This window comes from Variovorax sp. DAIF25, assembly GCF_050711835.1.
In the GTDB taxonomy this organism is placed as follows: domain Bacteria; phylum Pseudomonadota; class Gammaproteobacteria; order Burkholderiales; family Burkholderiaceae_C; genus Variovorax.
Genome location: NZ_CP136636.1, coordinates 4,685,318 through 4,707,708 on the forward strand (window position 1 = coordinate 4,685,318; position 22,391 = coordinate 4,707,708).

Genomic DNA, 22,391 nt, shown 5'->3' on the forward strand with positions numbered 1-22,391 from the left:
GAACGGCGCCACGCGGTCCCTGCCCAGGGAACCGGCGGCGATCGGAACCAGGGGCGGCGCGCTACAGCGCGGCGAGCCGGTGGTGCGGCAGGTCGGTGACCAGCATCGCGCCCGGCGCATGCGTGATCGCCAGCGGCAGCCGCGCGGCCGCGAGCGCGGCCTGGGGCGTCACGCCGCAGGCCCAGAACACCGGCAGCTCGTCGGGCATCACCTCGACGGCATCGCCGTACTCGGGGCGGCCGATGTCGCGGATGCCGATCAGCGCGGGATCGCCGAGGTGCACCGGCGCGCCATGCACGGCCGGAAAGCGCGAGGTGATCTGCACCGCGCGGATCGCATCGGCGGCGCGCAACGGGCGCATCGACACCACCAGCGGCCCGCGGAACGGACCGGCCGGCACCGTCTGCAGCCCGGTGCGGTACATCGCGACGTTGCGGCCCTGCGCCACGTGCCGCAGCGCGATGCCCTCGGCCAGCAGCGCATGCTCGAAGGTGAACGAGCAGCCGATGACGAAGCCGACCATGTCGTCCCGCCACAGCGCGCGCACGTCGGTGGGCTCGTCGACCAGTTCGCCCTCGCGCCAGACGCGGTAGCGCGGCAGGTCGCTGCGCAGGTCGATGTCCTCGCCGAGCGCGGGGAGCGAGGGATCGCCGACCTCGGTCACGCCGAGCAGCGGGCAGGGCTTGGGATTGGCCTGGCAGAAGCGCAGGAAGTCGCCCGCGTAGGCCTGCGGCAGGATCACGAGGTTGCCCTGCACGTGGGCGCTGGCGAGGCCGCTGGTGTGGCCACTCAGGCGGCCGGCGCGGGCGGCTTGCCGCACCTCGCGTGCACTGCTCGCGCCGGTGGGCAGGGAGATCGGTTCGTCGTTGGCTGGCATGGCGTTGGCGAGCGGCTGCATGTCTCTTCGTTGTGGTGGGCGGATTGTGGGAATCCGCGCGCCCGAACGCCAACGCAAAGTTTCTTGCTCAGCTCATCGATTTTTTCGATGACCCAGCGCGGTGCGATCCGTGCACCACGGCGGAACTCACGGCGGCTTCGAGCAGCAGTGAAGAAGGATCGTCGCGATAGCTCGCATAGATCGGCAATGGCTCCAGCGTCCCTTCGCTCGGCAGCACCCGCAGCGGCAGCCGCCTTGCCAGGCCGTCGACCACCGCGCGCGGCAAGGTGGCCACGCCGAAGCCCGCCTCCACCAGTTGCGCCATCGCCGAGATCGAGGAGATCGCATGCACGCGCGGCGCCGCGCCGCCGGCCTCGCGGAAGAACTCCAGCAGCGCCACATGCGGCTGCGAACCGCGCTGGAAGGTCAGCAGGTCGAGCGACAGCAGGTCGGCGATGCGGTAGCGCCGCCGCAGGTGCAGCTCGCGGTGGCCGACGAAGCACATGGCCATCGGCGGCACCGCGCGCGTGCGCACGCCGTCGCCCACCGCGGGCAGCGCGGCGAACACCAGGTCCTGCTTGCCGCGCTGCAATTGGTCGACCAGCACCGGCGTGGTTTCGACCGTGAGCTCGAGCTCGAAGTCCGGGTAGGTGGCCTGCATGTGCTTGAGCCAGCCGGTGAGCCAGCTGTGCACCACCGACTCGATGGCCCCCACGCGCAGCACCGTCTCGCGCACCGCGCCCGAGCCCATCTCGGCCTTGATGTGCATCTGCATCTCGAGCAGCTTCTGCGCGAAGGCATGGAAGCGCTGGCCCGCCACCGTGAGGCGGAACTGCTTGTCGCGCCGGTCGAGCAGCAAGGTGCCGAGCTCGCGCTCGAGCGCGGCGATGCGGCTGGACAGCGCGGACTGCGTGAGGTGCAGCTTCTCGGCGGCGCGCGTCACGCTCTTGAGGGCCACGGCCCAGTGGAAGGCTTCCACGAATCGGAGGTTCATCGTTCGGCTCGGCGGACTGGCGAAGCCCCGAGTGTCGCGCCGGCCGCGCTTATCCTCGGACCCTCGACAAGGAGACAAGGACCGACATGCAGATCGTCATCACCGGCGGCGCCGGCTTTCTGGGCGCCCGCCTCGCCCGCACGCTGCTGGCCACGGGCAGCCTCTCACTCGCGGGCGCGCCCGTCCGACCCATCCACAGGATCACCCTGGTCGACCGCGCGCCGCCGCCGGCCGACCTCGCGGCCGACCCGCGTGTCGCCTTCGTGACTGGCGACCTCAACGACCAGCTCGGCGCCGATGCCGACGCCACGCCCTGGCGCGAGGCCGAGGCCGTGTTCCACCTCGCGGCCGCGGTCAGCGGCGAGTGCGAGGCCGACTTCGACCTCGGCATGCGCAGCAACTTCGCCGCCACCCATGCGCTGCTCGAGCGGCTGCGCGCGCTCGGCACCCGGCCGGTGCTGGTGTTCTCGAGCTCGCTCGCGGTGTTCGGCGATTCGCCCGAGCAGCCGCTGCCGCCGGTGATCGACGACCACACGCTGCCCACGCCGCAGACCAGCTACGGGATCCAGAAGTTCATCGGCGAGCAGCTGGTGGCCGACTTCACGCGCAAGGGCTTCGTGCGCGGGCGCAGCGTGCGGCTGATGACGGTGAGCGTGCGCCCCGGCAAGCCCAACGGCGCGGCCTCGGGCTTCTTCAGCGGCATGATCCGCGAGCCCCTGGCCGGGCTGCGCGCGGCCTGCCCGGTGCCCGACGAGACGCCGGTGGCCGTCGCCTCGCCGGCGCGCACCATCGAGGGGCTGATCCGCGCGGCCGAGGCGAGCGAGGCCGAATGGGGTCCGCGCACCGCCGTGAACCTGCCTTCGCTGTCCACGACCGTCGGCGAGATGGCCGCGGCCCTCGAGCGCGTGGCCGGCCCGGCCGCGACCGCGTTGCTCGACCGCACGCCCGAGCCGACGATCCGGCGCATCGTGAAGTCCTGGCCCGGCCGCTTCGACACGCCGCGCGCCCGCGCGCTCGGCCTGGGGTCGGACGACAGCTTCGACGCCGTGATCCGCGAGTACGTCCGTGAAAATCCCGACGCTGTAAAGCTTCCGGTTGCGGCATAGTCCGGGGCGCCTGACGCAATCCTGACCAATCCCCCCGGAGACACCATGAAACTCGGCCACATCGCCGCCGCCTGCCTTTCGCTCGCCCTGGGCACCAGCGCCCTCGCGCAGCAACCCACCGTCCTGAAGATCGGCTACGCGACCTCGAAGGAGTCGCACTACGGCGTCGGCTCGACCGTGTTCTGCGACGAGGTCGAGAAGGGCACGCAAGGCCGCTTCAAGTGCCAGCACTTCGCCAACTCGGCGCTGGGCGGCGAACGCGAGCAGATCGAGGCGATCCAGCTCGGCACGCAGGACCTGGTGAACACCTCGACCGGCCCGGTCGGCAACTTCGTGCCCGAGGTCAAGATCGTCGACATCCCGTTCCTGTTCCGCGACTACGCCCATGCACGCAAGGTCATGGACGGCCCGATCGGCCAGGACATCCTGACCAAGTTCCCGAGCAAGGGCATCGTCGCGCTGGCCTGGACCGAGAACGGTTTCCGCCACATGACGAACAGCAAGCGCGACATCGTCAAGCCCGCCGACGCGGCCGGCCTGAAGATGCGCACGATGGAGAACAAGGTGCACATGGACGGCTACCGCACCTTCGGCATCCTGCCCACGCCGATGGCCTTCCCCGAGCTGTTCGGCGCGCTGCAGCAGGGCACGGTCGACGGCCAGGAGAACCCGATCCCCGTGATCCTGGCCTCGAAGTTCTCGCAGGTGCAGAAGCACCTGTCGCTGACCGGCCACGTCTACTCGCCCGCCCTGCTGCTGCTGTCGCCCAAGGTCTGGAACAAGCTCTCGGACGGCGACAAGAAGGTGTTCGTCGAGGCCGCGAAGAAGGCCGCCATCGCCCAGCGCAAGAAGGTCAACGACGACGAGAACAACGGCATCGCCCAGCTCGAGAAGGACGGCATGAAGGTCACGCGCACGGTCGACGGCGCCGCCTTCCGCGAAGCGCTCAAGCCCGCCTACGCGAGCTACGCCAAGGAATTCGGCGCGGACAACATCAAGAAGATCACGGACGTCCAATAAGAAAGAGGCGGCGCCGCGCGGCGCCCCCGACGTTCGAGGAACGCGCCCGGCCCCGCCGGGCGCTTCGTTTTGAGACAGAACCGAGAACAACACACGTGCAAGCCTTCGAGCGCTATTTCCTCGCCGCCAACCGCTGGGCGCTGATCCTCCTGCTGGCCGCGATGTCGGTCATCATCTTCACCAACGTCGTGCTGCGCTACACCACCAGCCAGTCGATCGAGTGGGCCGAGGAGGTGTCGCGCCACATGATGATCTGGCTGACCTTCATCGGCGCCGGCCCGGTGCTGCGCTACGGCGGGCACATCGCGGTCGAGAACCTGCAGGACGCGCTGCCGCGCCAGGCCGCGATCGCGCTGCGCATCGTGGTCGCCTCGCTGCTGTTCGCCTTCTTCGGCTTCATGGTCTGGTACGGCTGGCTCTACATGGAACGCACCATGTTCCAGCTCACCGCGGTGACGCAGATCCCCTTCGCCTACATCTACAGCGCGATGCTGATCGGCGGCGTGCTGCTGATCGTGCACTGGCTGCTGGTGGTGCGCGGCTACGTGATGAACCGCGAGTTCGCGTCCGACGCGCACTTCGACGCCAACGCCTCGGCGTCGCTGTAAGGAGAACGACCATGGATGCCAGCGTCGTTCTGATCGTCTCCGCCTGCGTGTTCCTCGCGATCGGCGTGCCCGTGGCCTTCGCGCTCGGGCTGTCCACCGCCACCACGCTGATCCTCGCCGAGAGCTATCCGCTGATGGTGCTCTTGAAGGAAACCTTCACCGGCATCGACAGCTTCCCGCTGATGGCGGTGCCCTTCTTCATCCTCGCGGCCGAGCTCATGAGCGGCGGCTCGCTGACCGAGGTGCTGCTGCGCTTCGCGGGCCAGTTCGTGGGCCACCGCCGCGGCGGCCTGGGCTACACCAACGTGGTGTCGCTGACCTTCTTCTCGGGCATCTCGGGCTCGGCGCTGGCCGACGCCGCGGGCCCGGGCTCGATGCTGATCAAGATGATGGACAAGGCCGGCTACGACCGCTCCTACGCGGCGGCGCTCACGGCCTCGACCGCGATCGTGGGGCCGATCATCCCGCCCTCGATCATCATGATCATCTATGCGCTGCAGGACGAGAGCGTGTCGGTCGGCACGCTGTTTGCGGCCGGCATCCTGCCGGGCATCCTGATCGCGGTGGCGATGTGCCTGGTCAACTACCACGTCTCGAAGAAGCGCAACTACAAGGGCGACGGCCAGACCCCGCCGCTGCGCGAGATCCTCGTCACGACCTGGAAGGCGATCCCCGCGATCCTGCTGCCGGTGGTGATCCTCGGCGGCATGCGCGCGGGCTGGTTCACGCCCACCGAGGCCTCGGTGGTGGCGGTGTTCTACGCGCTGGTGTGCGGCAAGTTCGTCTACCGCACGCTCGAGTGGAAGATGCTGCCCGACATCCTCTCGCGCTCGGCGCTGCTGTCGGCCTCGGTGCTGATCATCATCGGGCTGTCGGCCTCCTTCGCCTGGGTGCTGACCATCGAGGGCATCCCGCAGCAGATGGCCGAATGGCTGATCGGCATGAACCTCTCGCCGTGGATGTTCCTGATCATCGTCAACGTGTTCCTGCTGCTGTTCGGCATCTTCATCGAGCCGCTGCCGGGCGTGATGGTGCTGGCGCCGATCCTCGCGCCGGTGGCGATCAAGCTCGGCGTCGATCCGGTGCACTTCGCGATGATCGTGATCTTCAACCTCACGCTGGGCATGATCACGCCGCCCGTGGGCGGGCTGCTGTTCGTGACCTGCAACGTGTCGAAGGTGCCGATGTCGGCGCTGGTGCGCGAGCTGGTGCCCTTCCTCTGGGCCCATGGCGCGGTGCTGCTGATCCTGACCTTCGTGCCCGCGCTCAGCACCTGGCTGCCGCACGTGCTCGGCTTCAAGTAGCGGGGAGCGGCCTGCATGCCCACTCGAAAGAAGCATGACGAGGAGTACATCCGCGCGCTGGTCGACGAAGCGCTGAACCGCACGCCGACCGGCGGCTTCCCCGCCCTGGAGAAACGCGAGGGCCTGAAGTCCGGCACGCTGTTCGACTGGGTGGCGAAGTACGGTCCGCCCCAGCCGGAGCGCCCCTTCGAATCGCTGCACTTCTGGATCGGCAACGCCACGCAGGGCGAGGAGGCGTTCATGCGCTACTTCGACCACGCCGGGAACTACTGGGATCTCGAGGTGGAAGACATCGAGGCGGCGCCCGGCGACGTGACCGGCTGCGGCTTCTGCATCGATGCCGGCATGAAGTTCCTCTACGACGAGGACCTGCTGCAGGTCATCTGGTTTCCCGAACCCGTGCCGGTGCGCCGGATCATCGACGAGAGCACGATCGAGGCGGGCGCCGCGACCGAGCGGGTCGCGCTGGCCTGCGCCGAGCGCGGCATCGTGACCGCCAACGCGGGCTTCGTCTACGCCGATCCCGCCTGGCCGATCGACGATGCGGGCAAGACCTACAACGGCCTGCCGTACATCGGGCGCTTTCGCTCGAAGGAACGCCGCCGCTCCTGAATCCCGGAGCCGGGCCTTCTGCCGCGCACGCTCCTAGGCCTCGCGCTGCAGGTACTGGCTCGGCGGCATGCCCAGCGTGCGGCGGAACATCGCCGCATAGGCGCTCGGGCTGTCGTAGCCGTGGGCCAGCGCCACCTCGAGGATCGAGGCGCCGGCCGCCAGCCGCGGCAGGCTCAGCAGCAGCCGCGCCTGCCGGCGCCAGGCGCCGAAGTTCATGCCGGTCTCGCGCTGGAACAGGCGCGCCAGCGTGCGCGCGTTCATGTGCAGCCGCTTCGCCCAGGCCTCGAGCGAGGCCGGCAGCGCGGGATCGCGCACCAGTTCCTCGCACAGCGCCGCCAGGCGCGCATGGCGCGGCATCGGCACATGCAGCGAGAGCGCGGGGGCGCGCTCGATCTCGTCGAGGATCAGCTCCATCACGCGTTCGTCGCGACCGCCCCGCGCATAGTCCAGCGGCAGCGCGATCGCGGCCACGATGAGCTCGCGCAGCAGCGCGTCGACCGGGATCACGCGGCAGTCGGCGCCGAGGCCGGCGCGGGTGCCAGGCTCGACGAAGACGGTGCGCATGCGCACGTCGCCCGCCATGCGGATGCCGTGCACCATGCCGGGCGGCAGCCAGGCGCCGCGCCCCGGCGGCACCACCCAGCTGCCGGCCTCGGCGCTCACGATCATCACGCCCGAGATCGCATGGATCAGCTGGCCGCGCCGATGGCTGTGCAGCGGAATGACGGCGTGGCCCTCGGCATCGGTCGCCAGCACAGCGACCGCACGCGGTGTCGATTCGCCATGCTCGGGGCGCAGGTCGAATTCGGCGGGCGGCTGCAGCTTGTCCATTTCTCGACGATCCTTGTTCTTTCGTAGCGAGATCATCTTCGCACGGCTTCCTAGCATGGCCCGACCTCGACACGAGGTTTCACAGAAAGGGCTATCGCATGCAATGCAATCCGCCGCCGGCCACGCCGGGAGGCCACCGATGAACAAGGGCCGCCTCGGGCTTCTCACCGGCACCCACGCCGTCAACGATCTCTACCAGGGCCTGGTGCCCGCGCTGCTGCCGCTGATGGTGCTGGAGCGCGGCTACAGCTACACGGCCGTGAGCGGGCTGATGCTCGCGGCCACCGGGCTGTCGAGCGTGGTGCAGCCGCTGTTCGGTCTCTATGCCGACCGCCATCCGCGGCCCTGGCTGGTGCCGGCGGGCTTCCTGGTCGCGGCGCTGGGCCTGGTGCTCGCGGGCCTGGGCTCGAACTACCTCTGGACCTGGCTCGCGACCGTGCTGTGCGGCCTCGGCATCGCGGCCTACCACCCGAGCGCCACCGTGGCGGCGCGCGCGGCCGGCGGCGCCTCGCAGAAGGCGATGAGCGTGTTCTCGGTCGGCGGCACCATCGGCGCCTCGTTCGCGCCGGTGCTCGCCACCACGGTGGTCGGCGGCGGCGCGCTGTCGCGCAGCTACCTGCTCGGGCTGCCCGCGCTGGCGATGGGCGCCGTGTGGCTGCTGGCCAACCGCGGCCAGGGCGCGGCGAACGCGGCACGGGCCGGCGCGGCCCGGCGCGCGCAGGCCGCGGCGCAGCGAGCGCCGAACGACTGGCGCGCCTTCGCGCTGCTGGTGGCCACCATCGTCGGCTGGTCGATCCCCTACGTGACGGTGCTGTCGATGCTCTCGCTGCGCATCACGCGCGACCTGCACGGCTCGGCCTTCCAGGGCGCGGCGGCGCTGACCGGCTTCACCGCCGCCGGTGCCGTGGGCACCCTGCTGGGCGGCTGGCTCGGCGACCGCATCGGGCGCATGGGCACGATCCGCGCGGGCTACCTGCTCGCGGTGCCGGCCATGGCCGGGCTGGTGCTCGCGTCCTCGCCCGCCTGGGCGCTGGCCTGCACGGCGCTGCTGGGGCTGTGCATGTTCCTGCCCTTCGCGGCGCAGGTGACGCTGGCGCAGGACTACCTGCCGCGCAACCCGGCCACGGCCAGCGGCATCACGCTGGGACTCGCGCTCTCGGTGGGCGGCCTGGTGTCGCCGCTGTTCGGCCTGCTGTCCGATGCGCGCGGATTGGGCGTGACCTTCAGCGCGGTGCTGTGCGTGCTGTGCGTGGCGGCGCTGCTGTCGCTGCGCATGCGCAACCGCACGCTCGATGCGGGCACGGTCGCGCCGCGGCCCGCGAGCGTGGCCTCGGGCAAGGCCTGACCACCGGAACCGGTGAGTGCGCGGGGGCCCGGCGTTGCGGCGGCCGTACAGCCGCGACGATCCGACACATGCGGGCCGGGTTTCACTGCCAGAATCGAAAATCGCCCCCGGCGACCGGTTCCGACATCAACACAACCAGGACATGCGCATGAATCGATTCCTTCCCCGTCTCTCCGCAGGTGCCGTGCTCGCGGCGGCGGCCCTGGCCGGCCTCTGTGCAGTCGCACCGGCCGTGGCGGCCGATGCACCCGCGAAGGCACCCGCACCGGCAGCGGCGCCGGCCCCTGCTGCGGCCCCTGCGGCAGCAGCACCGGCCGCAGCCGCACCGGCTCCCGCCGCGGCACCCGCGCCTGCGCCCGCCGCGGCCGCCGCCGCGCCGGCCGAGGTCGAGGCCGCCGTGCGCGCCTGGGCCGCCGCCTGGGCCTCGAAGGACGTCGACAAGTACCTCGCCAGCTACGCGAGCGACTTCCAGCCCGCCAAGGGCAGCAGCCACAAGGCCTGGGAAGAGGAACGCCGCAAGCGCATCGGCAACAAGTCGAGCATCAGCGTGAAGGTCGACAACCTGGTGGTCAGCATCAACGGCAACACCGCCACCGCGAAGTTCAAGCAGAGCTACGCCGCCGACAAGATCAAGGAGAGCGGCCGCAAGACGCTCGAGCTGCAGCGCGTCGATGGCCGCTGGCTGATCCGCAAGGAAAGCGCAGGCAGCTGAACGCCGCCGCCGCGCGTCACCAGCGGTAGACGGCGCGCGCCTGCAGCGTGCGCCGCCACTGAGGTCTTTGGTGTTCTGCGCTTCATGAGGGTGTCACGCTCATCCGTGAAGCTCGGGCTCCATTCCCGGACCCGGCGGCACCGCATGTTTCCCACCAAGACCGACAAGGCGCGCGACGAACTCCAGGGCGGACAGCGCACCCTGAGCCAGCGCGAACGGGCGTTGCTGCTGATGGCCGACGGCCGCCGTTCGCTGACCGACTTCAGCCCGCTGTTCGCGAGCCGCGGCGAAGCCGAGCAGGCGCTGATGACGCTGGTGGAGCGCGGCTACCTGCACGATCCGAAGGCCGCCGAAGCTGCGGCCGAGGCAATGCCCGCACCGCAGCCCGCGCCGGCCGTCGAACCCATCCACGTCTCGATCGCCGCCGACACCTTCGACGGCAAGCGCTCGCTGGCCACCACGCGCATGTTCCTGTTCGACATCTGCGAGCGCATGTTCGTGCGCCGCGATCCGCGCTTCGCGCTGCAGATGCGCGACGCGCTGCGCGAGGCGCGCGACCGCGAGGCGATGCTGACCATCGCCGCGCTGATGCTGACCGAGGTCGAGAAAACGGCCGGCACCGAGCGCGCCGAGTCATTGCGCGAGCGCATCGACCGGCTGCTGCCGCCGGCCGAAGTGGTGCACTGAGTTCAGGCACGCCGCCGCGGCGCCGCTGAACGCGCGGCCTTCAGGCTCTTCAATTCGGGCAGCCCCTGCGCGGTCTCGCGCAGCAGCGAGCGCAGCCAGACGATCGCCGGGTCGCGGTCCTGGTGCTTGTGCCACTGCAGCTTCTCGGTGAAGCCCGGGATCTCGACCGGACAGGGCTGCACCTGCAGCGGAAAGCGCCGCGCCATCTGGTGCGCGAGCCGCGTCGGCAAGGTGGCGATGCGCGCGGTGCCGAGCAGCAGCTCGGGCACCAGCGTGAAGTTGGGCGCGATCACGTCCTGGCGGCGCGTGCGCCGGCCCGTGGAGATGAGCCGCGCGTCAAAGGTCACGCGCCGGCCGCCGGCCCATTCGATGCCGACGTGGGCGGACTCGAAGTACTGCTCGGCGCCGAGCCGCTTGCCCTTGACCGGCTGGTCGAGGCACAGCAGGCACGAGAAGGTGTCCTCGAACAGCGGCTCGGACGGATGCCCGGGCACGATCGCGAAATCGGGCGAGATCAGCAGCTCGATCTCGCCGCTGTCGAGGTGCTCGCGCATCTGCGGGCTCATGGCGCGCAGGTCGAACTGCATCAGCGGCGCGAGCGTCGCGGCGCGCCGCACCACCTCGGACAGCAGCACGCTGATCACGTAGTCCGAGGACTCGATGGTGAAGCGCCGGGTCGAGGTGGCCGGGTCGAAGCCGGGCCGCGCGCGCGTGATGGTCTGCAGCTGCAGCAGCACGTCGCGCACCGGCTTCATCAGCTCGTTGGCGAGCGCGGTCGGCACCTGCGTCTTGCCGACCGGCACCAGCAGCTCGTCTTCGAAGTACTCGCGCAGCCGGCTCAGCGACAGGCTGGTCGCCGGCTGGCTCAGGTAGAGCCGCTCGGCGGCGCGGCTCACGCTGCGCGTGGTCAGCACCGCATCGAGCACCACCAGCAGGTTGAGGTCGAGTTTGTTGAAGCGCATGGGTCGTCTCCTTGATTCGCGCGGGATCTTCCTGGAATTTGCGCGGCAAATGCATCGAATTTAAAGAATGAATTTTGCATATGCATCGCCGGCCCGGATCATCCGCCTCCAACGAGCCATCGCGAGCTCGCAGAACAAGCAACCGGAGACAAGACAAGATGCAAGACCAACGCAAGCGCGCACGCGCGCAGTGGGCCCTGGTGGCCTGCCTGACCCTGCTGAACATGCTGGCCCAGATCGACAAGAACATCCTGGTTCTGATGGTCGGTCCAATCCAGCGCGACTTCGGCGTCAGCGACATCCAGATCAGCTTCCTGATCGGCACCGCCTTCGCGGTCGCCAACATCCTGGTCGGCCTGCCGGCCGGCTGGCTGGCCGACCGCTTCGACCGCCGCCTCGTGATCGCCACCGGCGTGCTGGTCTGGTCGGCGGCGGTGGCGGCCAACGCGGCGGCCACCGCCTTCATCGCGCTGGTGATCGCGCGCGCCGTCGTCGGCGCGGCCGAGGCGCTGACGCCTCCCTCTTCCTATTCGCTGATCCGCGACGGCGTGGACGAGCGGCGCCGCGCCCGCGCGCTCTCGGTCTACACCATGTCGATGATGCTGGGCACCGGCCTGTCGCTGGTGCTCGGCGGGCCGCTGCTGCACCTGGTACAGGCCTCGGGCATCCATGCGCTGCCCTTCGTCGGCGAGGTCTCGGCCTGGCAGCTGACGCTGTTCATGATCGGCGTGGCCGGCCTGCCGCTGAGCCTGCTGATCTTCTGCTTCAAGGACCCGCGCTCGCAGCGCGATGCGGCCGCCCGTCCGCAGGAGAGCCTGCGCACCGTGCTGCGCTGGCTGGCCGACCAGCGGCGGCTGTTCGTGCCGCTGTTCGCCTTCGCGGTCGGCAGCTCGATGATCGGCTTCGGCATGGCGGCCTGGATACCCACCATGATCGCGCGCCGCTGGGGCCTGGAGCTGCGCGACATCGGCCTGATGCAGGGCGGCCTGCTGCTGACGATGGGCCCGCTCGGGCTGTGGCTGGTCGGCGTGGCGCTCGACCGTGCCACCGGACTCGCGGCGGTCGCGCGCATCGGCGCGGCGGTGGCCGCGGCCACCACGCTGTTCAGCGTGTCGATGTGCCTGACCGGCGACCTCACGGCCTTCTGGCTGCTCGACGCGCTCGTGGTGCTGTGCTCGTGGAGCTTCATGGCGGTCGCCTCGACCTTCGTGGCGCGCACCGTGCCGGCCGGCGGCATCGGCATGGTGATGGCGATCGTGCTGGTGCTCAACGGGCTGATCGCCCAGTCGGGCTCGCCCACGCTGATCGCACTGGTGGCACGCCATCTCTACGACGGCCAGGCGCTGGCCCTGCCCTCGGCGATGGCCACGGTGTTCGCGCTGTCGGGCTGCATCGCGGTCGGCGCGGCGCTGCTGCTCGGCGGCCGGCTCGCGCGGCGCGAGACGTCGGGCGTGATCCTCGAGCGGCGGATGTCGTCGTGATCCCGCAGCAGCCTTCCGGGAGCCACACCTCATGATCCAACGCAACACCCAGGCCCTGCTGCTCGCCCTGTCGGGACTCTCGCTGGCGCAGGGCGCGCAGGCGCAATCGGAACTCAAGCTGTCGGGCCTGCTCGGCAGCGGCGTGCTCTACACCCGCGACTCGGGCGGCCGCAGCCAGCTGCAGATGACCTCGACACATGCCGCGCCCTTCCTGGCGCTGACCGGCAGCGAATCGCTGGGCGGCGACCTGCGCGCGATCTTCCGCTGGAGCAACTCGGTCTTCGTCGACAGCGGAACCCTCGCGCCGCTCGAGAGCTACATGGGCCTGAGTTCGGGCACCTGGGGCACGCTCACGCTGGGCGCGATGTACGACCTGCTCGCCGACGCGACGCCCTTCACCTCGGAGCGCTACACCTCGCTGCTCGCCACGCATCCCGGCAACCTGGACCGCACGGTCGGCAACTCGCTGAGCAACCTCGTCAAGTACAAGTCGCCGGTGTTCGGCGGCTTCCAGTTCGGCGCCATGTACGGCTTCGCGGAGGCGGACTCGACCACCAACGTCGGGCGCGCCGTCGGCGCGGAACTCAGCTATGCCAGCGGGTCGCTGCAGGCGCTCGCGATCTGGGAGTCGGTCAAGGGCATCCCATATGCGCCCGCCACCCGGCTCGGCGTACCCAGTCTCTACGGCGTCGACTTCGCCAAGGCCCCGGGCACGACCCTGTCGCAGACGCAGGACACGGCCACGGTCGGGCTGGCCTACACCAGCGACGGCTGGCGCTGGATGGGCAACTACAGCCACACGCGCCTGTCGGCGGCAGGGCTGCAGCAGACGGAGACCGCGCGAACCCTCGACGTCGGTGCCTACAAGTACCTCACGAACCAGCTGCGCATCGGCGGCGGCTATTCGCTCACCAGGCTCGCGAGCTACCGCTGGGACCAGGTGCACGGCCACGTCGACTACGCGCTGTCCAAGCGCACGAGCCTCTACCTGCTCGGCGTGCTGCAGAAGGCGGGGCCCGGGCAGAAGGCGGTGCTGCGCAGCCAGGCCGTCGCGGGCGGCCGCCGCCAGTCGGCGTTCGAAGTCGGCATGACGCACGCCTTCTAAAAAGCTTTCTTCCAAGGAGATCGAGTGACCGGAGATTCAATGCAGTGGGACGTGATCGTCGTCGGCGGCGGCCCCTCGGGCCTGACCGTGGCGGCCGAGTTGGCGGGTTCGGGTGCGCGCACGCTGGTGCTGGAGCGGCGCATCGAGGGCGTGCAGTCGCGCGCGGGCACGCTGCTGCCGCGCGTGCTCGAGCTGTTCGATGCACGCGGCATCGCCGACCGCTTCATCGAGCGGACGAGGCAGATCCTCGACTACCCGTTCCGTTCGAGCCACATCTGGGCCGGCTTCCAGTCGATCGAGTGGGAGCACCTCGACACCCGCTTCGGCTTCACGCTCGGGCTGCCGCAGAACATGACCGAGGAGATCCTCTGGGACTGGGCGGCCGAGAGCGGCGCCGAGCTTCGCCGCGGTGCCGAGCTGCGCACGGTGCGGCAGGACACGGAGGGCGTGGAGATCGAGGTGGCCGACCCGTCGGGCGCGACATCGACCCTGCGCGCCAGCTACCTGGTGGGCGCCGACGGCGGCCGCAGCACCGTGCGAACCCAGTGCGGCATGCCCTTCGAGGGCCACTCGGGCACCTTTCGCGGCATCGTGATCGACGCCGAACTCAGCGCGCCCTGGCCCGGCGGCCGCACCGGCGCCGACAACGAGATGGGCTGGGTGCGCGGCTATGCCTTCGGCGAAGGCATCACGCGCTTCAACATCGTGCACCGCGACCGGCGCCATGCCGCCAAGGACGAGCCTGTGACACTCGAGGAGGCCAGGCAGTGCCTGCGCGACGTGCTCGGCAGCGACTACGGCATCGAGGGCTTCCGCTGGGCCTCGCGCTTCGACGACCAGATGCGCGCCGTGCCGCGCCTGCGCCAGGGGCGCGTGTTCCTGGTCGGCGAGTCGGCACGCATCCACTACCCGGCCAGCGGCGTCGGCATGAACTTCTGCCTGCAGGATGCCTTCAACCTGGGCTGGAAGCTCGCGAACGTCGTCACGGGCGTGGCCGACGAGGCCACGCTGGACAGCTACGACGCCGAGCGCCTGCCGGTGATGCATGCGCTGCTCGAGAGCGTGAAGGCGCAGTGCGTGCTGCAGTTCAACTTCGAGCCCGATGCGGTGGCGCTCAAGCGCCGGCTCGCGCGGCACATCATTCCGCTGCCCGAGGTGCAGCGCCAGTTGGTGCTGGAGCTGTGCGGGCTCGAGCAGCCCTACCCCGGTCGCGCGGGAGAAACCGACCGCCACCCGCTGGCAGGCCAGCGGCTGCCCGACTTCGACCTCGTCACGCGCGAAGGCCGCTCGGTGCGCGTCGCCGAGCTGCTGCGCGAGCGGCGCTTTTTGCTGCTCGATCTCGAGGGCAATTCGCGGCAGTTCGAATCGCTGGACCTGAAGGGCCTGCCCGTGACCCTGCTGCCGGCCCGCGTGGCGCATGTGCCGCCCGCCATGCGCGGCGTGCAGGCGATGCTGGTGCGGCCCGATGCCTATGTGGCCTGGGCCAGCGCGGACGTGGCGCGCGCCACCGAGGTCGAGACCGAACTCTCGCGCTGGATGAAGAGGTGATGCGATGAAGAACGACCACAGGCCACTGCTGATCGCGGGCGGCTGGGTGCTGAGCATGGACCCGGACATCGGCGAGCTGCGCCGCGGCGACGTGCTGATCGAGGGCGAGCGCATCGTCGCGATCGCGCCGAGCATCGATGCTCCCCAGGCCGAGCGGATCGAGGCCGACCGCATGATCGTGCTGCCCGGCTTCGTCGACACCCATCGCCACACCTGGCAGAGCTGCGTGCGGCATCGCTATGCCGACATCGATTCGCAGGTCTACTTCGCCGAGATGCTGGGCGCCAAGGGCGCGGCCTACCGGCCCGAGGACGTCTACACCGGCACCTTGCTGGGGGCGGTCGCGGCACTCGACAGCGGCATCACCACGATGCTCGACTGGTCGCACGTGCAGAACAGCCCCGAGCATTCCGACGCGGCGATCGCGGCGCTGCGCGACGCCGGCATCCGCGGCGTGTTCGCGCACGGCTGGCCGCTGGTCGACGGCGCCTCGTGGATGTTCGGCAGCGAGCGCGGCCATCCGCAGGACATCCGGCGGCTGCGCGAGCGCTACTTCTCGAGCGACGACCAGCTGCTCACGCTCGCGATGGCCGCGCGCGGCCCCGAGATGGCGCAGCGCGAGACCTGGCTCGGCGACCTTCGGCTGGCGCGCGAACTCGGCATCCGCTCGAGCATCCACATGGGCGCCTACGCACGCAATGCCGCCGTGCGCGGCATCGCGCAGATGCACGAGGCCGGCGTGCTCGGCGACGACCTGACCTTCGTGCACTGCTGCTGCTCGCACCACGACGAGTTCTCGATGATGGCCGACGCCGGCGTCAGCGCCTCGCTCGGCGTGCACTGCGAACTCAATGCGCAGGGCATGGGTGACATCCCGTTCGACCGGCTGCTGGCCGTGGGCATCCGGCCCAGCCTCAGCGGCGACACCGAGACCAAGTGCGCGGGCGACATGTTCACGCAGATGCGCCATGCCCTGGCCTATTACCGCTCGTGGATGGGCGGCGGCCATTCGAAGACGAAGAACGCCCCGGCGACGCTGGGCCTGCGCGATGTGCTCGGTTTCGCCACCCTGGCCGGCGCGCAGGCGAACGGGCTCGCGCACAAGGTGGGCTCGCTCACGCCGGGCAAGCAGGCCGACGTGGTGCTGATCCGCGCCGACGACCTGAACCTGGCGCCGGTCTCCGACGCAGTGGGCGCGGTGGTGCTGGGCGCCCATCCGGGCAATGTCGACAGCGTGTTCGTCGCGGGCCGGCCGGTGAAGCGCGACGGCCGGCTGCTCGATGTGGACCTCGATCGGCTGCGTCGGCGCGCGGCGGATTCGCAGGCCTATGTGCTGGGGCTGGCATGAGCGCCGCGCTCGATCCCCAGCTCGCGACGATCGTCGCGGCCATGCGCGCCCACGGGGCCCCACCACCGTTCTCGGGCACGCCCGCCGAAGCGCGCGAACGCATGCGCCGCGCGGTGATGGCGGCGCGCGAGCGCACGACGCTGCCGGTCGTGGCTTCCACCGAGGACCGCGTCGCCGAACACCGGGGCCTGCGCGTGCCGGTGCGGGTCTACCGGCCCGTCTCGGCCGAGGCCATGCTGCCGACCGTGGTGTTCCTGCACGGCGGCGGTTTCGTGCTCGGCAGCGTCGAGCTGATGGACGACATCGCGCGCAAGCTCTGCCGCGACGTCGAGGCCGTGGTGGTCTCGGTGGACTACAGGCTGGCGCCCGAGCACCCGTTCCCGGCCGCGCACGACGATGCCCTGGCCGCGACCCGCTGGGCGCTGGACCATGCACAAACCCTCGGCGGCGATCCGTCCCGGGTCGCCCTGGCCGGCGAGAGCGCGGGCGCCAACCTGGCGGCCTGCGCCGCGCTGGCGCTGCGCGGCCATGCGCGGCCACTGGCGGCCCAGCTGCTGGTGGTGCCGGGCCTGGACATGGCGCGCGACGTGGCCGCGATCGAGGCCCGCGGCATCGACCACCCGATGCTCGCGCCCGCCGACCTGCGCGAGATCGCCCGGCTCTGCATGGGCGCCTCGGCCCGCCGCGCCGCCGAGGTGCCGCCCTCCCCGCTGCGCGCGGCGGAGCTCGCGGGCCTGCCGCCGACCCTGATCGCCGTCGCCGGCCACGACCCGCTGCGCGAGGAAGGCCTGGCCTACGCGCACCGGCTCGAGGCGGCCGGCATCCCGACCCGGCTGCTGGCCTTCGACGACATGTTCCACCCGTTCTTCGGCTTCTTCGCCCACTCGGCCGCCGCCGGCCGGGCCCATGACGCCATCTGCCGGGCGCTGTCGGACCGGCTGCGCGGCCGCGGCTGAGGCGGCCCGCAATCCACTACACTCGCCGGGGTCAGGAGAGAGCCCCGCACGGGGCCGCCGAAGGCGCAGGGAACCCCCGAACGCTCAGGCAAAAGGACTGACACAGCGCCGGCCTTCGCGGGACGGCGTTTCCTTGCTGGAGAGAGGCCGGTGCCGCAGGCGCCCGGTCCACCGAAGGAGCAAACCCCGATCGTGGGGCGAATCTCTCAGGTAAAGCGGACAGCAGGGGTGGCCCCATGGCGCGAGCCATGGCATTCGATTGCTGCCCCCAGGAGTGCCCCGTGGCTGCTTCCGCCCCCGAATCCGAACTGCTCAAGACCCCGCTGCACGCGCTGCACCTGGAACTCGGCGCCCGCATGGTGCCCTTCGCCGGCTATTCGATGCCGGTCCAGTACCCGGCCGGCCTGATGGCCGAGCACAGGCACACGCGCGAGGCTGCGGGCCTGTTCGACATCTCCCACATGGGCCAGCTGCGCCTGTCCGGCCCCGATGCCGCGGCCGCCTTCGAGACCCTGATGCCGGTCGACGTGATCGACCTGCCCGCGGGCAAGCAGCGCTACGGCCTGCTGCTCGACGACCAGGGCGGCATCCTCGACGACCTGATGTTCTTCAACGAAGGCAACGGCTCGCTGTTCGTGATCGTCAACGGCGCCTGCAAGGTGGCCGACATCGCCCATATCCAGCAGAAGATCGGCCAGCGCTGCCAGGTGCAGCCGCTGCCCGAGCAGGCGCTGCTCGCGCTGCAGGGCCCACAGGCCGCGGCCACGCTGGCGCGGCTCTCGCCCGGTATCGAGCGCTTCGTGTTCATGACCGGCGGCGCGGTGCAGATCGGCGGCATAGCCGCCTTCGTCACGCGCAGCGGCTACACCGGCGAGGACGGCTTCGAGATCTCGGTCGCCGCGAAGGACGCCGACGCGCTGGCGCGGCTGCTGCTGGCCCAGCCCGAGGTCAAGCCCATCGGCCTGGGCGCGCGCAACTCGCTGCGGCTCGAGGCCGGCCTGTGCCTCTACGGCAGCGACATCGACACCAGCACCACGCCGATCGAGGCCTCGCTCAACTGGGCGATCCAGAAGGTGCGCCGCAACGGCGGCGCGCGCGCGGGCGGCTTCCCCGGCGCCGAGAAGATCCTGGCCCAGCTCGTGGCAGCCACCGGCGCCGCCGGCCACCTCGACCACGACACCCTGAAGCGCCGCCGCGTCGGCCTGGTCGCGCTCGAGCGCATCCCGGTGCGCGACGGCACGCCGCTCCAGTCCTTCGAGGGCCAGGACATCGGCCAGGTCACCAGCGGCCTGCTGGGCCCGACGGCCGACCGGCCGGTCGCCATGGGCTACGTGGCCACCGCCTTCGCCGAGCCCGGCACCCGGGTGCAGGCCATCGTGCGCGGCAAGCCGGTGCCGATGGAGGTCTCGACCCTGCCCTTCGTGCCGACGCGCTACTACCGCGGCTGACGACCGGACATCCGGCGGACCGCCGTCGCGGCTAACCTACGCCCCGGCATCGGCCACTTTTTATCCACGAGGAGTTTTTCAACATGAGCATCAAGTACACCAAGGACCATGAATGGGTGCAGGCCGAGGGCGGCAACGCCACGGTCGGCATCACCGTCCATGCGCAAGACGCGCTGGGCGACGTGGTCTTCGTCGACCTGCCCGAGGTCGGCAAGAGCTTCGCCCAGGGCGATGTCGCCGGCGTCGTCGAATCGGTGAAGGCCGCGGCCGACGTGTTCATGCCCGTCTCGGGCGAGATCACCGAAGTCAACGAAGCCCTGCGCGCCGATCCCTCGCTCGCCAACAGCGCGCCGCTGGCCGAAGGCTGGTTCTTCAAGGTCAAGCTGTCCGAACCGGCCCAGCTCGACGCGCTGATGGACGAAACCGCCTACGGCAAGTTCGCCGAGGAATCCTGAGCTCCTGAAACCGGATGGCCGGACGCGAAGGCTCGCGTCCGGAAGTCCGCTCCCCCTTCTCTTCCCCCGCCCGCCATGCCCACCCCCGCCGCCCTGCCCACCCTGCAAGAACTCGAGAACGCCGAGGAATTCATCGCCCGCCACATCGGCATCGATGCCGACGACGAGGCGCGCATGCTGCCCGTGATCGGGTCGGCCACGCGCGCCGAACTCATCGACGGCATCGTGCCCGCGGCGATCCGGCGCAGCAAGCCGATGCGGCTGCCGGCACCGGCCACCGAGGCCGACGCGCTGGCCGAGCTCAAGGCGATCGCGGCGAAGAACAAGGTGTTCCGCAACTTCATCGGCCAGGGCTACTACGGCACCCACACGCCGGGCGTGATCCTGCGCAACATCCTCGAGAACCCGGCCTGGTACACGGCCTACACGCCCTACCAGGCCGAGATCTCGCAGGGCCGCATGGAGGCGCTGGTCAACTTCCAGACCATGGTCTGCGACCTCACGGGCATGGCGATCGCCAATGCCTCGATGCTCGACGAGGCCACCGCGGCCGCCGAGGCGATGACGCTGGCCAAGCGCAGCGTGAAGAGCAAAAGCAACGTGTTCCTGGTCTCGGGCGACTGCCATCCGCAGACCATCGAGGTGGTGAAGACCCGCGCCGCGCCGCTGGGCATCGAGGTCAAGGTCAGCACCGCCTCGGAAACCCTGCCGCACCTGATGGCCAGCGGCGAGTTCTTCGGCGTGCTGGCGCAGTACCCGGCCACCACCGGCCACGTGCACGACCTGCGCCCGCTCGCGGGCCATGCGCACCAGTACGGCGCGGCCTTCTGCGTGGCGGCCGACCTGCTGGCGCTGACCCTGCTCGCGCCGCCCGGCGAATGGGATGCCGACATCGTCTGCGGCACCACCCAGCGCTTCGGCATGCCGCTGTGCAACGGCGGCCCGCACGCGGCCTACCTGGCCTGCCGCGACGATTTCAAGCGCTCGCTGCCGGGCCGCCTGGTCGGCGTGAGCGTCGACACCCATGGCCGCCCCGCCTACCGCCTCGCGCTGCAGACGCGCGAGCAGCACATCCGGCGCGAGAAGGCGACCTCGAACATCTGTACCGCGCAGGTGCTGCCTGCGGTGGTCGCAAGCATGTACGCGGTCTACCACGGCCCCGACGGCCTCACGCGCATCGCGCAGCGCGTGGCCGCGCTCACCGCGATCCTCGCGCGCGGCCTGGCCCAGATGGGCCGCGAGCCGGTCAACGAGACCGCCTTCGATTCGCTGACCATCCGCACCGGCGACGACACCGCCAGGATCCTCGAGCGCGCGCAGGCCGCCAACGTGAACCTGCGCCAGCGGCTGCAGCAGCACCTGGGCATCTCGCTCGACGAGACCAGCACGCGCGCCGACGTCGAGACGCTGTGGGCGCTGTTCGTGCCCGCCGGCACGCCGATGCCGCGCTTCGAGGAGCTGGCCGCCAACACCGCGCCGCGCATCCCGCAGGAACTGCGCCGCGCGAGCGCCTTCCTGTCGCACCCGGTGTTCAACACCCACAAGAGCGAGACCGCGATGCTGCGCTACATCCGCAGCCTGTCGGACAAGGACCTCGCGCTCGACCGCAGCATGATCCCGCTGGGCAGCTGCACCATGAAGCTCAACGCGACCAGCGAGATGATCCCGATCACCTGGCCCGAGTTCGCGAACATCCATCCCTTCGCGCCGGCCGAGCAGTTGCAGGGCTATGCCCAGCTCGACGCCCAGCTGCGTGCCTGGCTCTGCGAAGCCACCGGCTACGCCGGCATCAGCCTGCAGCCCAATGCCGGCTCGCAGGGCGAGTACGCGGGCCTGCTGGCGATCCGCGCCTTCCACGAGGCCAAGGGCGAGGGTCACCGCAACATCTGCCTGATTCCCTCGTCGGCGCACGGCACCAATCCCGCGAGCGCGCAGATGGTGGGCCTGCAGGTGGTGGTGACGGCTTGCGATGCGCAAGGCAACGTCGATCTCGACGACCTGAAGCGCGCCTGCGAGAAGCACGGCAAGAACCTGGCCGCGGTGATGATCACCTACCCGAGCACGCACGGCGTGTTCGAGACCCGCGTGAAGGAGCTGTGCGAGCTGGTGCATGCGCACGGCGGGCGCGTGTATGTCGACGGCGCCAACATGAACGCGCTGGTGGGCGTGGCCGCGCCGGGCGAGTTCGGCGGCGACGTGAGCCACCTGAACCTGCACAAGACCTTCTGCATCCCGCACGGCGGCGGCGGCCCGGGCGTGGGCCCGGTCTGCGTGGTCGAGGACCTCGTGCCCTACCTGCCGGGCCATGCGACCGCGGGCGTGTCGGGCCATGGCGTGGGCGCCGTGTCGGCCGCGCCGCTGGGCAATGCGGCCGTGCTGCCGATCAGCTGGATGTACTGCCGCATGATGGGCGCGAAGGGCCTGCAGGCCGCGACCGAGACCGCGATCCTCAGCGCCAACTACATCAGCGCGCGGCTCAAGGACCACTATCCCACGCTGTACGCGAGCCCCAACGGCCACGTCGCGCACGAGTGCATCCTCGACCTGCGCCCGCTCAAGGACACCAGCGGCGTCACCGCCGAGGACGTCGCCAAGCGCCTGATCGACTACGGCTTCCACGCGCCCACGCTGAGCTTCCCGGTGCCGGGCACGCTGATGGTGGAGCCGACCGAGAGCGAGCCGCTGGCCGAGCTCGACCGCTTCATCGAGGCGATGATCGCCATCCGCGGCGAGATCCGCCGCATCGAGGAAGGCGTCTGGCCGAAGGACGACAACCCGCTCAAGCACGCGCCGCACACGGCCGCGAGCCTGCTCGGCAGCGAATGGGGCCATCCCTATGCGCGCGAACTCGGCGCCTTCCCGCTGGCCGGCCTCAAGGACGCCAAGTACTGGCCGCCGATCGGCCGCGTCGACAACGTCTACGGCGACCGCAACCTGTTCTGCAGCTGCGTGCCCGTGGGCGAGTACCAGGAAACCGAAGCGGCCTGAGCCG

20 protein-coding genes and 2 riboswitches are annotated in these 22,391 nt (G+C 70.5%); of the genes, 16 read left to right on the forward strand and 4 right to left on the reverse strand.

Translation table 11 applies throughout. The annotated features are described in order from the left end of the window. Positions 1 to 61: 61 nt before the first annotated feature. Positions 62 to 877 carry a putative hydro-lyase gene (locus R0232_RS21685; RefSeq protein ID WP_431512919.1) on the reverse strand — a complete coding sequence of 272 codons (816 nt, stop codon included), beginning with the start codon at positions 875 to 877 and terminating at the stop codon, positions 62 to 64. Positions 878 to 965: 88 nt separating this feature from the next. Then, positions 966 to 1,871, reverse strand: coding sequence for a LysR family transcriptional regulator (locus R0232_RS21690; protein ID WP_057597662.1), 906 nt, complete (start codon positions 1,869 to 1,871; stop codon positions 966 to 968). An 86-nt stretch (positions 1,872 to 1,957) separates the two neighbouring features. On the opposite strand from R0232_RS21690, the gene denD reads away from it, so the two are divergent. The 5 genes from denD (at position 1,958) to R0232_RS21715 (ending at position 6,521) form a co-directional block, all read left to right on the forward strand. Next, complete coding sequence (gene denD, locus R0232_RS21695) at positions 1,958 to 2,977, forward strand: D-erythronate dehydrogenase (protein ID WP_431509372.1); 1,020 nt, start codon at positions 1,958 to 1,960, stop codon at positions 2,975 to 2,977. Between the two features lie 45 nt (positions 2,978 to 3,022). Further along, positions 3,023 to 3,997, forward strand: coding sequence for a TRAP transporter substrate-binding protein (locus tag R0232_RS21700; protein WP_203201621.1), 975 nt, complete (start codon positions 3,023 to 3,025; stop codon positions 3,995 to 3,997). Positions 3,998 to 4,092: 95 nt separating this feature from the next. Further along, positions 4,093 to 4,605 carry a TRAP transporter small permease gene (locus R0232_RS21705; protein ID WP_203201622.1) on the forward strand — a complete coding sequence of 171 codons (513 nt, stop codon included), beginning with the start codon at positions 4,093 to 4,095 and terminating at the stop codon, positions 4,603 to 4,605. A gap of 11 nt (positions 4,606 to 4,616) precedes the next feature. Beyond that, positions 4,617 to 5,909 carry a TRAP transporter large permease gene (locus R0232_RS21710; RefSeq protein WP_208510014.1) on the forward strand — a complete coding sequence of 431 codons (1,293 nt, stop codon included), beginning with the start codon at positions 4,617 to 4,619 and terminating at the stop codon, positions 5,907 to 5,909. 15 nt (positions 5,910 to 5,924) lie between these two features. Then, positions 5,925 to 6,521, forward strand: coding sequence for a hypothetical protein (locus R0232_RS21715; protein WP_431509373.1), 597 nt, complete (start codon positions 5,925 to 5,927; stop codon positions 6,519 to 6,521). Positions 6,522 to 6,554: 33 nt separating this feature from the next. Here R0232_RS21715 and R0232_RS21720 read toward each other — a convergent pair whose 3' ends face one another. Then, positions 6,555 to 7,352, reverse strand: coding sequence for an AraC family transcriptional regulator (locus R0232_RS21720; RefSeq protein WP_431509374.1), 798 nt, complete (start codon positions 7,350 to 7,352; stop codon positions 6,555 to 6,557). A 139-nt stretch (positions 7,353 to 7,491) separates the two neighbouring features. On the opposite strand from R0232_RS21720, the gene R0232_RS21725 reads away from it, so the two are divergent. From R0232_RS21725 to R0232_RS21735, 3 genes are all read left to right on the forward strand, one after another. Further along, a complete protein-coding gene (locus R0232_RS21725) occupies positions 7,492 to 8,697 on the forward strand; it encodes an MFS transporter (RefSeq protein ID WP_431509375.1) in 1,206 nt (401 codons plus the stop codon). Positions 8,698 to 8,845: 148 nt separating this feature from the next. Next, positions 8,846 to 9,409 (forward strand): L,D-transpeptidase Cds6 family protein, encoded by a 564-nt coding sequence (locus tag R0232_RS21730; protein ID WP_431509376.1) that lies wholly within the window; start codon positions 8,846 to 8,848, stop codon positions 9,407 to 9,409. Between the two features lie 144 nt (positions 9,410 to 9,553). Next, positions 9,554 to 10,096: a hypothetical protein gene (locus R0232_RS21735; protein WP_431509377.1), complete on the forward strand. Its 543-nt coding sequence runs from the start codon at positions 9,554 to 9,556 to the stop codon at positions 10,094 to 10,096. Positions 10,097 to 10,098: 2 nt separating this feature from the next. On the opposite strand, the gene R0232_RS21740 is transcribed toward R0232_RS21735, so the two are convergent. Further along, positions 10,099 to 11,058 carry a LysR family transcriptional regulator gene (locus tag R0232_RS21740; protein WP_431509378.1) on the reverse strand — a complete coding sequence of 320 codons (960 nt, stop codon included), beginning with the start codon at positions 11,056 to 11,058 and terminating at the stop codon, positions 10,099 to 10,101. Between the two features lie 158 nt (positions 11,059 to 11,216). On the opposite strand from R0232_RS21740, the gene R0232_RS21745 reads away from it, so the two are divergent. From R0232_RS21745 to gcvP, 8 genes are all read left to right on the forward strand, one after another. Beyond that, positions 11,217 to 12,539: an MFS transporter gene (locus R0232_RS21745; RefSeq protein ID WP_431509379.1), complete on the forward strand. Its 1,323-nt coding sequence runs from the start codon at positions 11,217 to 11,219 to the stop codon at positions 12,537 to 12,539. 31 nt (positions 12,540 to 12,570) lie between these two features. Beyond that, the gene (locus tag R0232_RS21750; RefSeq protein WP_431509380.1) at positions 12,571 to 13,644 is read left to right on the forward strand and encodes a porin; all 1,074 of its coding nucleotides are present in this window, start codon (positions 12,571 to 12,573) and stop codon (positions 13,642 to 13,644) included. Positions 13,645 to 13,668: 24 nt separating this feature from the next. Beyond that, a complete protein-coding gene (locus R0232_RS21755; protein WP_431509381.1) occupies positions 13,669 to 15,192 on the forward strand; it encodes an FAD-dependent oxidoreductase in 1,524 nt (507 codons plus the stop codon). Between the two features lie 4 nt (positions 15,193 to 15,196). Beyond that, complete coding sequence (locus R0232_RS21760) at positions 15,197 to 16,540, forward strand: amidohydrolase family protein (protein WP_431509382.1); 1,344 nt, start codon at positions 15,197 to 15,199, stop codon at positions 16,538 to 16,540. Next, positions 16,537 to 17,496 carry an alpha/beta hydrolase gene (locus R0232_RS21765; protein ID WP_431509383.1) on the forward strand — a complete coding sequence of 320 codons (960 nt, stop codon included), beginning with the start codon at positions 16,537 to 16,539 and terminating at the stop codon, positions 17,494 to 17,496. Before R0232_RS21760 ends, R0232_RS21765 begins: the two co-directional genes overlap by 4 nt. A gap of 22 nt (positions 17,497 to 17,518) precedes the next feature. Beyond that, positions 17,519 to 17,602: riboswitch (glycine riboswitch) on the forward strand. Positions 17,603 to 17,622: 20 nt separating this feature from the next. After that, a riboswitch (glycine riboswitch) is annotated at positions 17,623 to 17,729 on the forward strand. Between the two features lie 15 nt (positions 17,730 to 17,744). Next, on the forward strand, positions 17,745 to 18,944 hold the full coding sequence (gene gcvT / locus R0232_RS21770) for a glycine cleavage system aminomethyltransferase GcvT (RefSeq protein ID WP_431509384.1): 1,200 nt from the start codon (positions 17,745 to 17,747) through the stop codon (positions 18,942 to 18,944). 83 nt (positions 18,945 to 19,027) lie between these two features. Further along, a complete protein-coding gene (gcvH, locus tag R0232_RS21775) occupies positions 19,028 to 19,399 on the forward strand; it encodes a glycine cleavage system protein GcvH (RefSeq protein WP_093344930.1) in 372 nt (123 codons plus the stop codon). Positions 19,400 to 19,474: 75 nt separating this feature from the next. Continuing rightward, positions 19,475 to 22,387 carry an aminomethyl-transferring glycine dehydrogenase gene (gene gcvP, locus R0232_RS21780; protein ID WP_431509385.1) on the forward strand — a complete coding sequence of 971 codons (2,913 nt, stop codon included), beginning with the start codon at positions 19,475 to 19,477 and terminating at the stop codon, positions 22,385 to 22,387. Positions 22,388 to 22,391: the final 4 nt, after the last annotated feature.

What these genes read in the sequence shown, in the direction of transcription:
- R0232_RS21685 (WP_431512919.1), bottom strand. Translation starts at nt 877, where the DNA reads ATGCCAGCCAACGACGAACCGATCTCCCTGCCCACCGGCGCGAGCAGT.
- R0232_RS21690 (WP_057597662.1), bottom strand. Translation starts at nt 1,871, where the DNA reads ATGAACCTCCGATTCGTGGAAGCCTTCCACTGGGCCGTGGCCCTCAAG.
- denD (WP_431509372.1), top strand. Translation starts at nt 1,958, where the DNA reads ATGCAGATCGTCATCACCGGCGGCGCCGGCTTTCTGGGCGCCCGCCTC.
- R0232_RS21700 (WP_203201621.1), top strand. Translation starts at nt 3,023, where the DNA reads ATGAAACTCGGCCACATCGCCGCCGCCTGCCTTTCGCTCGCCCTGGGC.
- R0232_RS21710 (WP_208510014.1), top strand. Translation starts at nt 4,617, where the DNA reads ATGGATGCCAGCGTCGTTCTGATCGTCTCCGCCTGCGTGTTCCTCGCG.
- R0232_RS21715 (WP_431509373.1), top strand. Translation starts at nt 5,925, where the DNA reads ATGCCCACTCGAAAGAAGCATGACGAGGAGTACATCCGCGCGCTGGTC.
- R0232_RS21720 (WP_431509374.1), bottom strand. Translation starts at nt 7,352, where the DNA reads ATGGACAAGCTGCAGCCGCCCGCCGAATTCGACCTGCGCCCCGAGCAT.
- R0232_RS21725 (WP_431509375.1), top strand. Translation starts at nt 7,492, where the DNA reads ATGAACAAGGGCCGCCTCGGGCTTCTCACCGGCACCCACGCCGTCAAC.
- R0232_RS21730 (WP_431509376.1), top strand. Translation starts at nt 8,846, where the DNA reads ATGAATCGATTCCTTCCCCGTCTCTCCGCAGGTGCCGTGCTCGCGGCG.
- R0232_RS21735 (WP_431509377.1), top strand. Translation starts at nt 9,554, where the DNA reads ATGTTTCCCACCAAGACCGACAAGGCGCGCGACGAACTCCAGGGCGGA.
- R0232_RS21740 (WP_431509378.1), bottom strand. Translation starts at nt 11,058, where the DNA reads ATGCGCTTCAACAAACTCGACCTCAACCTGCTGGTGGTGCTCGATGCG.
- R0232_RS21745 (WP_431509379.1), top strand. Translation starts at nt 11,217, where the DNA reads ATGCAAGACCAACGCAAGCGCGCACGCGCGCAGTGGGCCCTGGTGGCC.
- R0232_RS21750 (WP_431509380.1), top strand. Translation starts at nt 12,571, where the DNA reads ATGATCCAACGCAACACCCAGGCCCTGCTGCTCGCCCTGTCGGGACTC.
- R0232_RS21760 (WP_431509382.1), top strand. Translation starts at nt 15,197, where the DNA reads ATGAAGAACGACCACAGGCCACTGCTGATCGCGGGCGGCTGGGTGCTG.
- R0232_RS21765 (WP_431509383.1), top strand. Translation starts at nt 16,537, where the DNA reads ATGAGCGCCGCGCTCGATCCCCAGCTCGCGACGATCGTCGCGGCCATG.
- gcvT (WP_431509384.1), top strand. Translation starts at nt 17,745, where the DNA reads ATGGCATTCGATTGCTGCCCCCAGGAGTGCCCCGTGGCTGCTTCCGCC.
- gcvH (WP_093344930.1), top strand. Translation starts at nt 19,028, where the DNA reads ATGAGCATCAAGTACACCAAGGACCATGAATGGGTGCAGGCCGAGGGC.
- gcvP (WP_431509385.1), top strand. Translation starts at nt 19,475, where the DNA reads ATGCCCACCCCCGCCGCCCTGCCCACCCTGCAAGAACTCGAGAACGCC.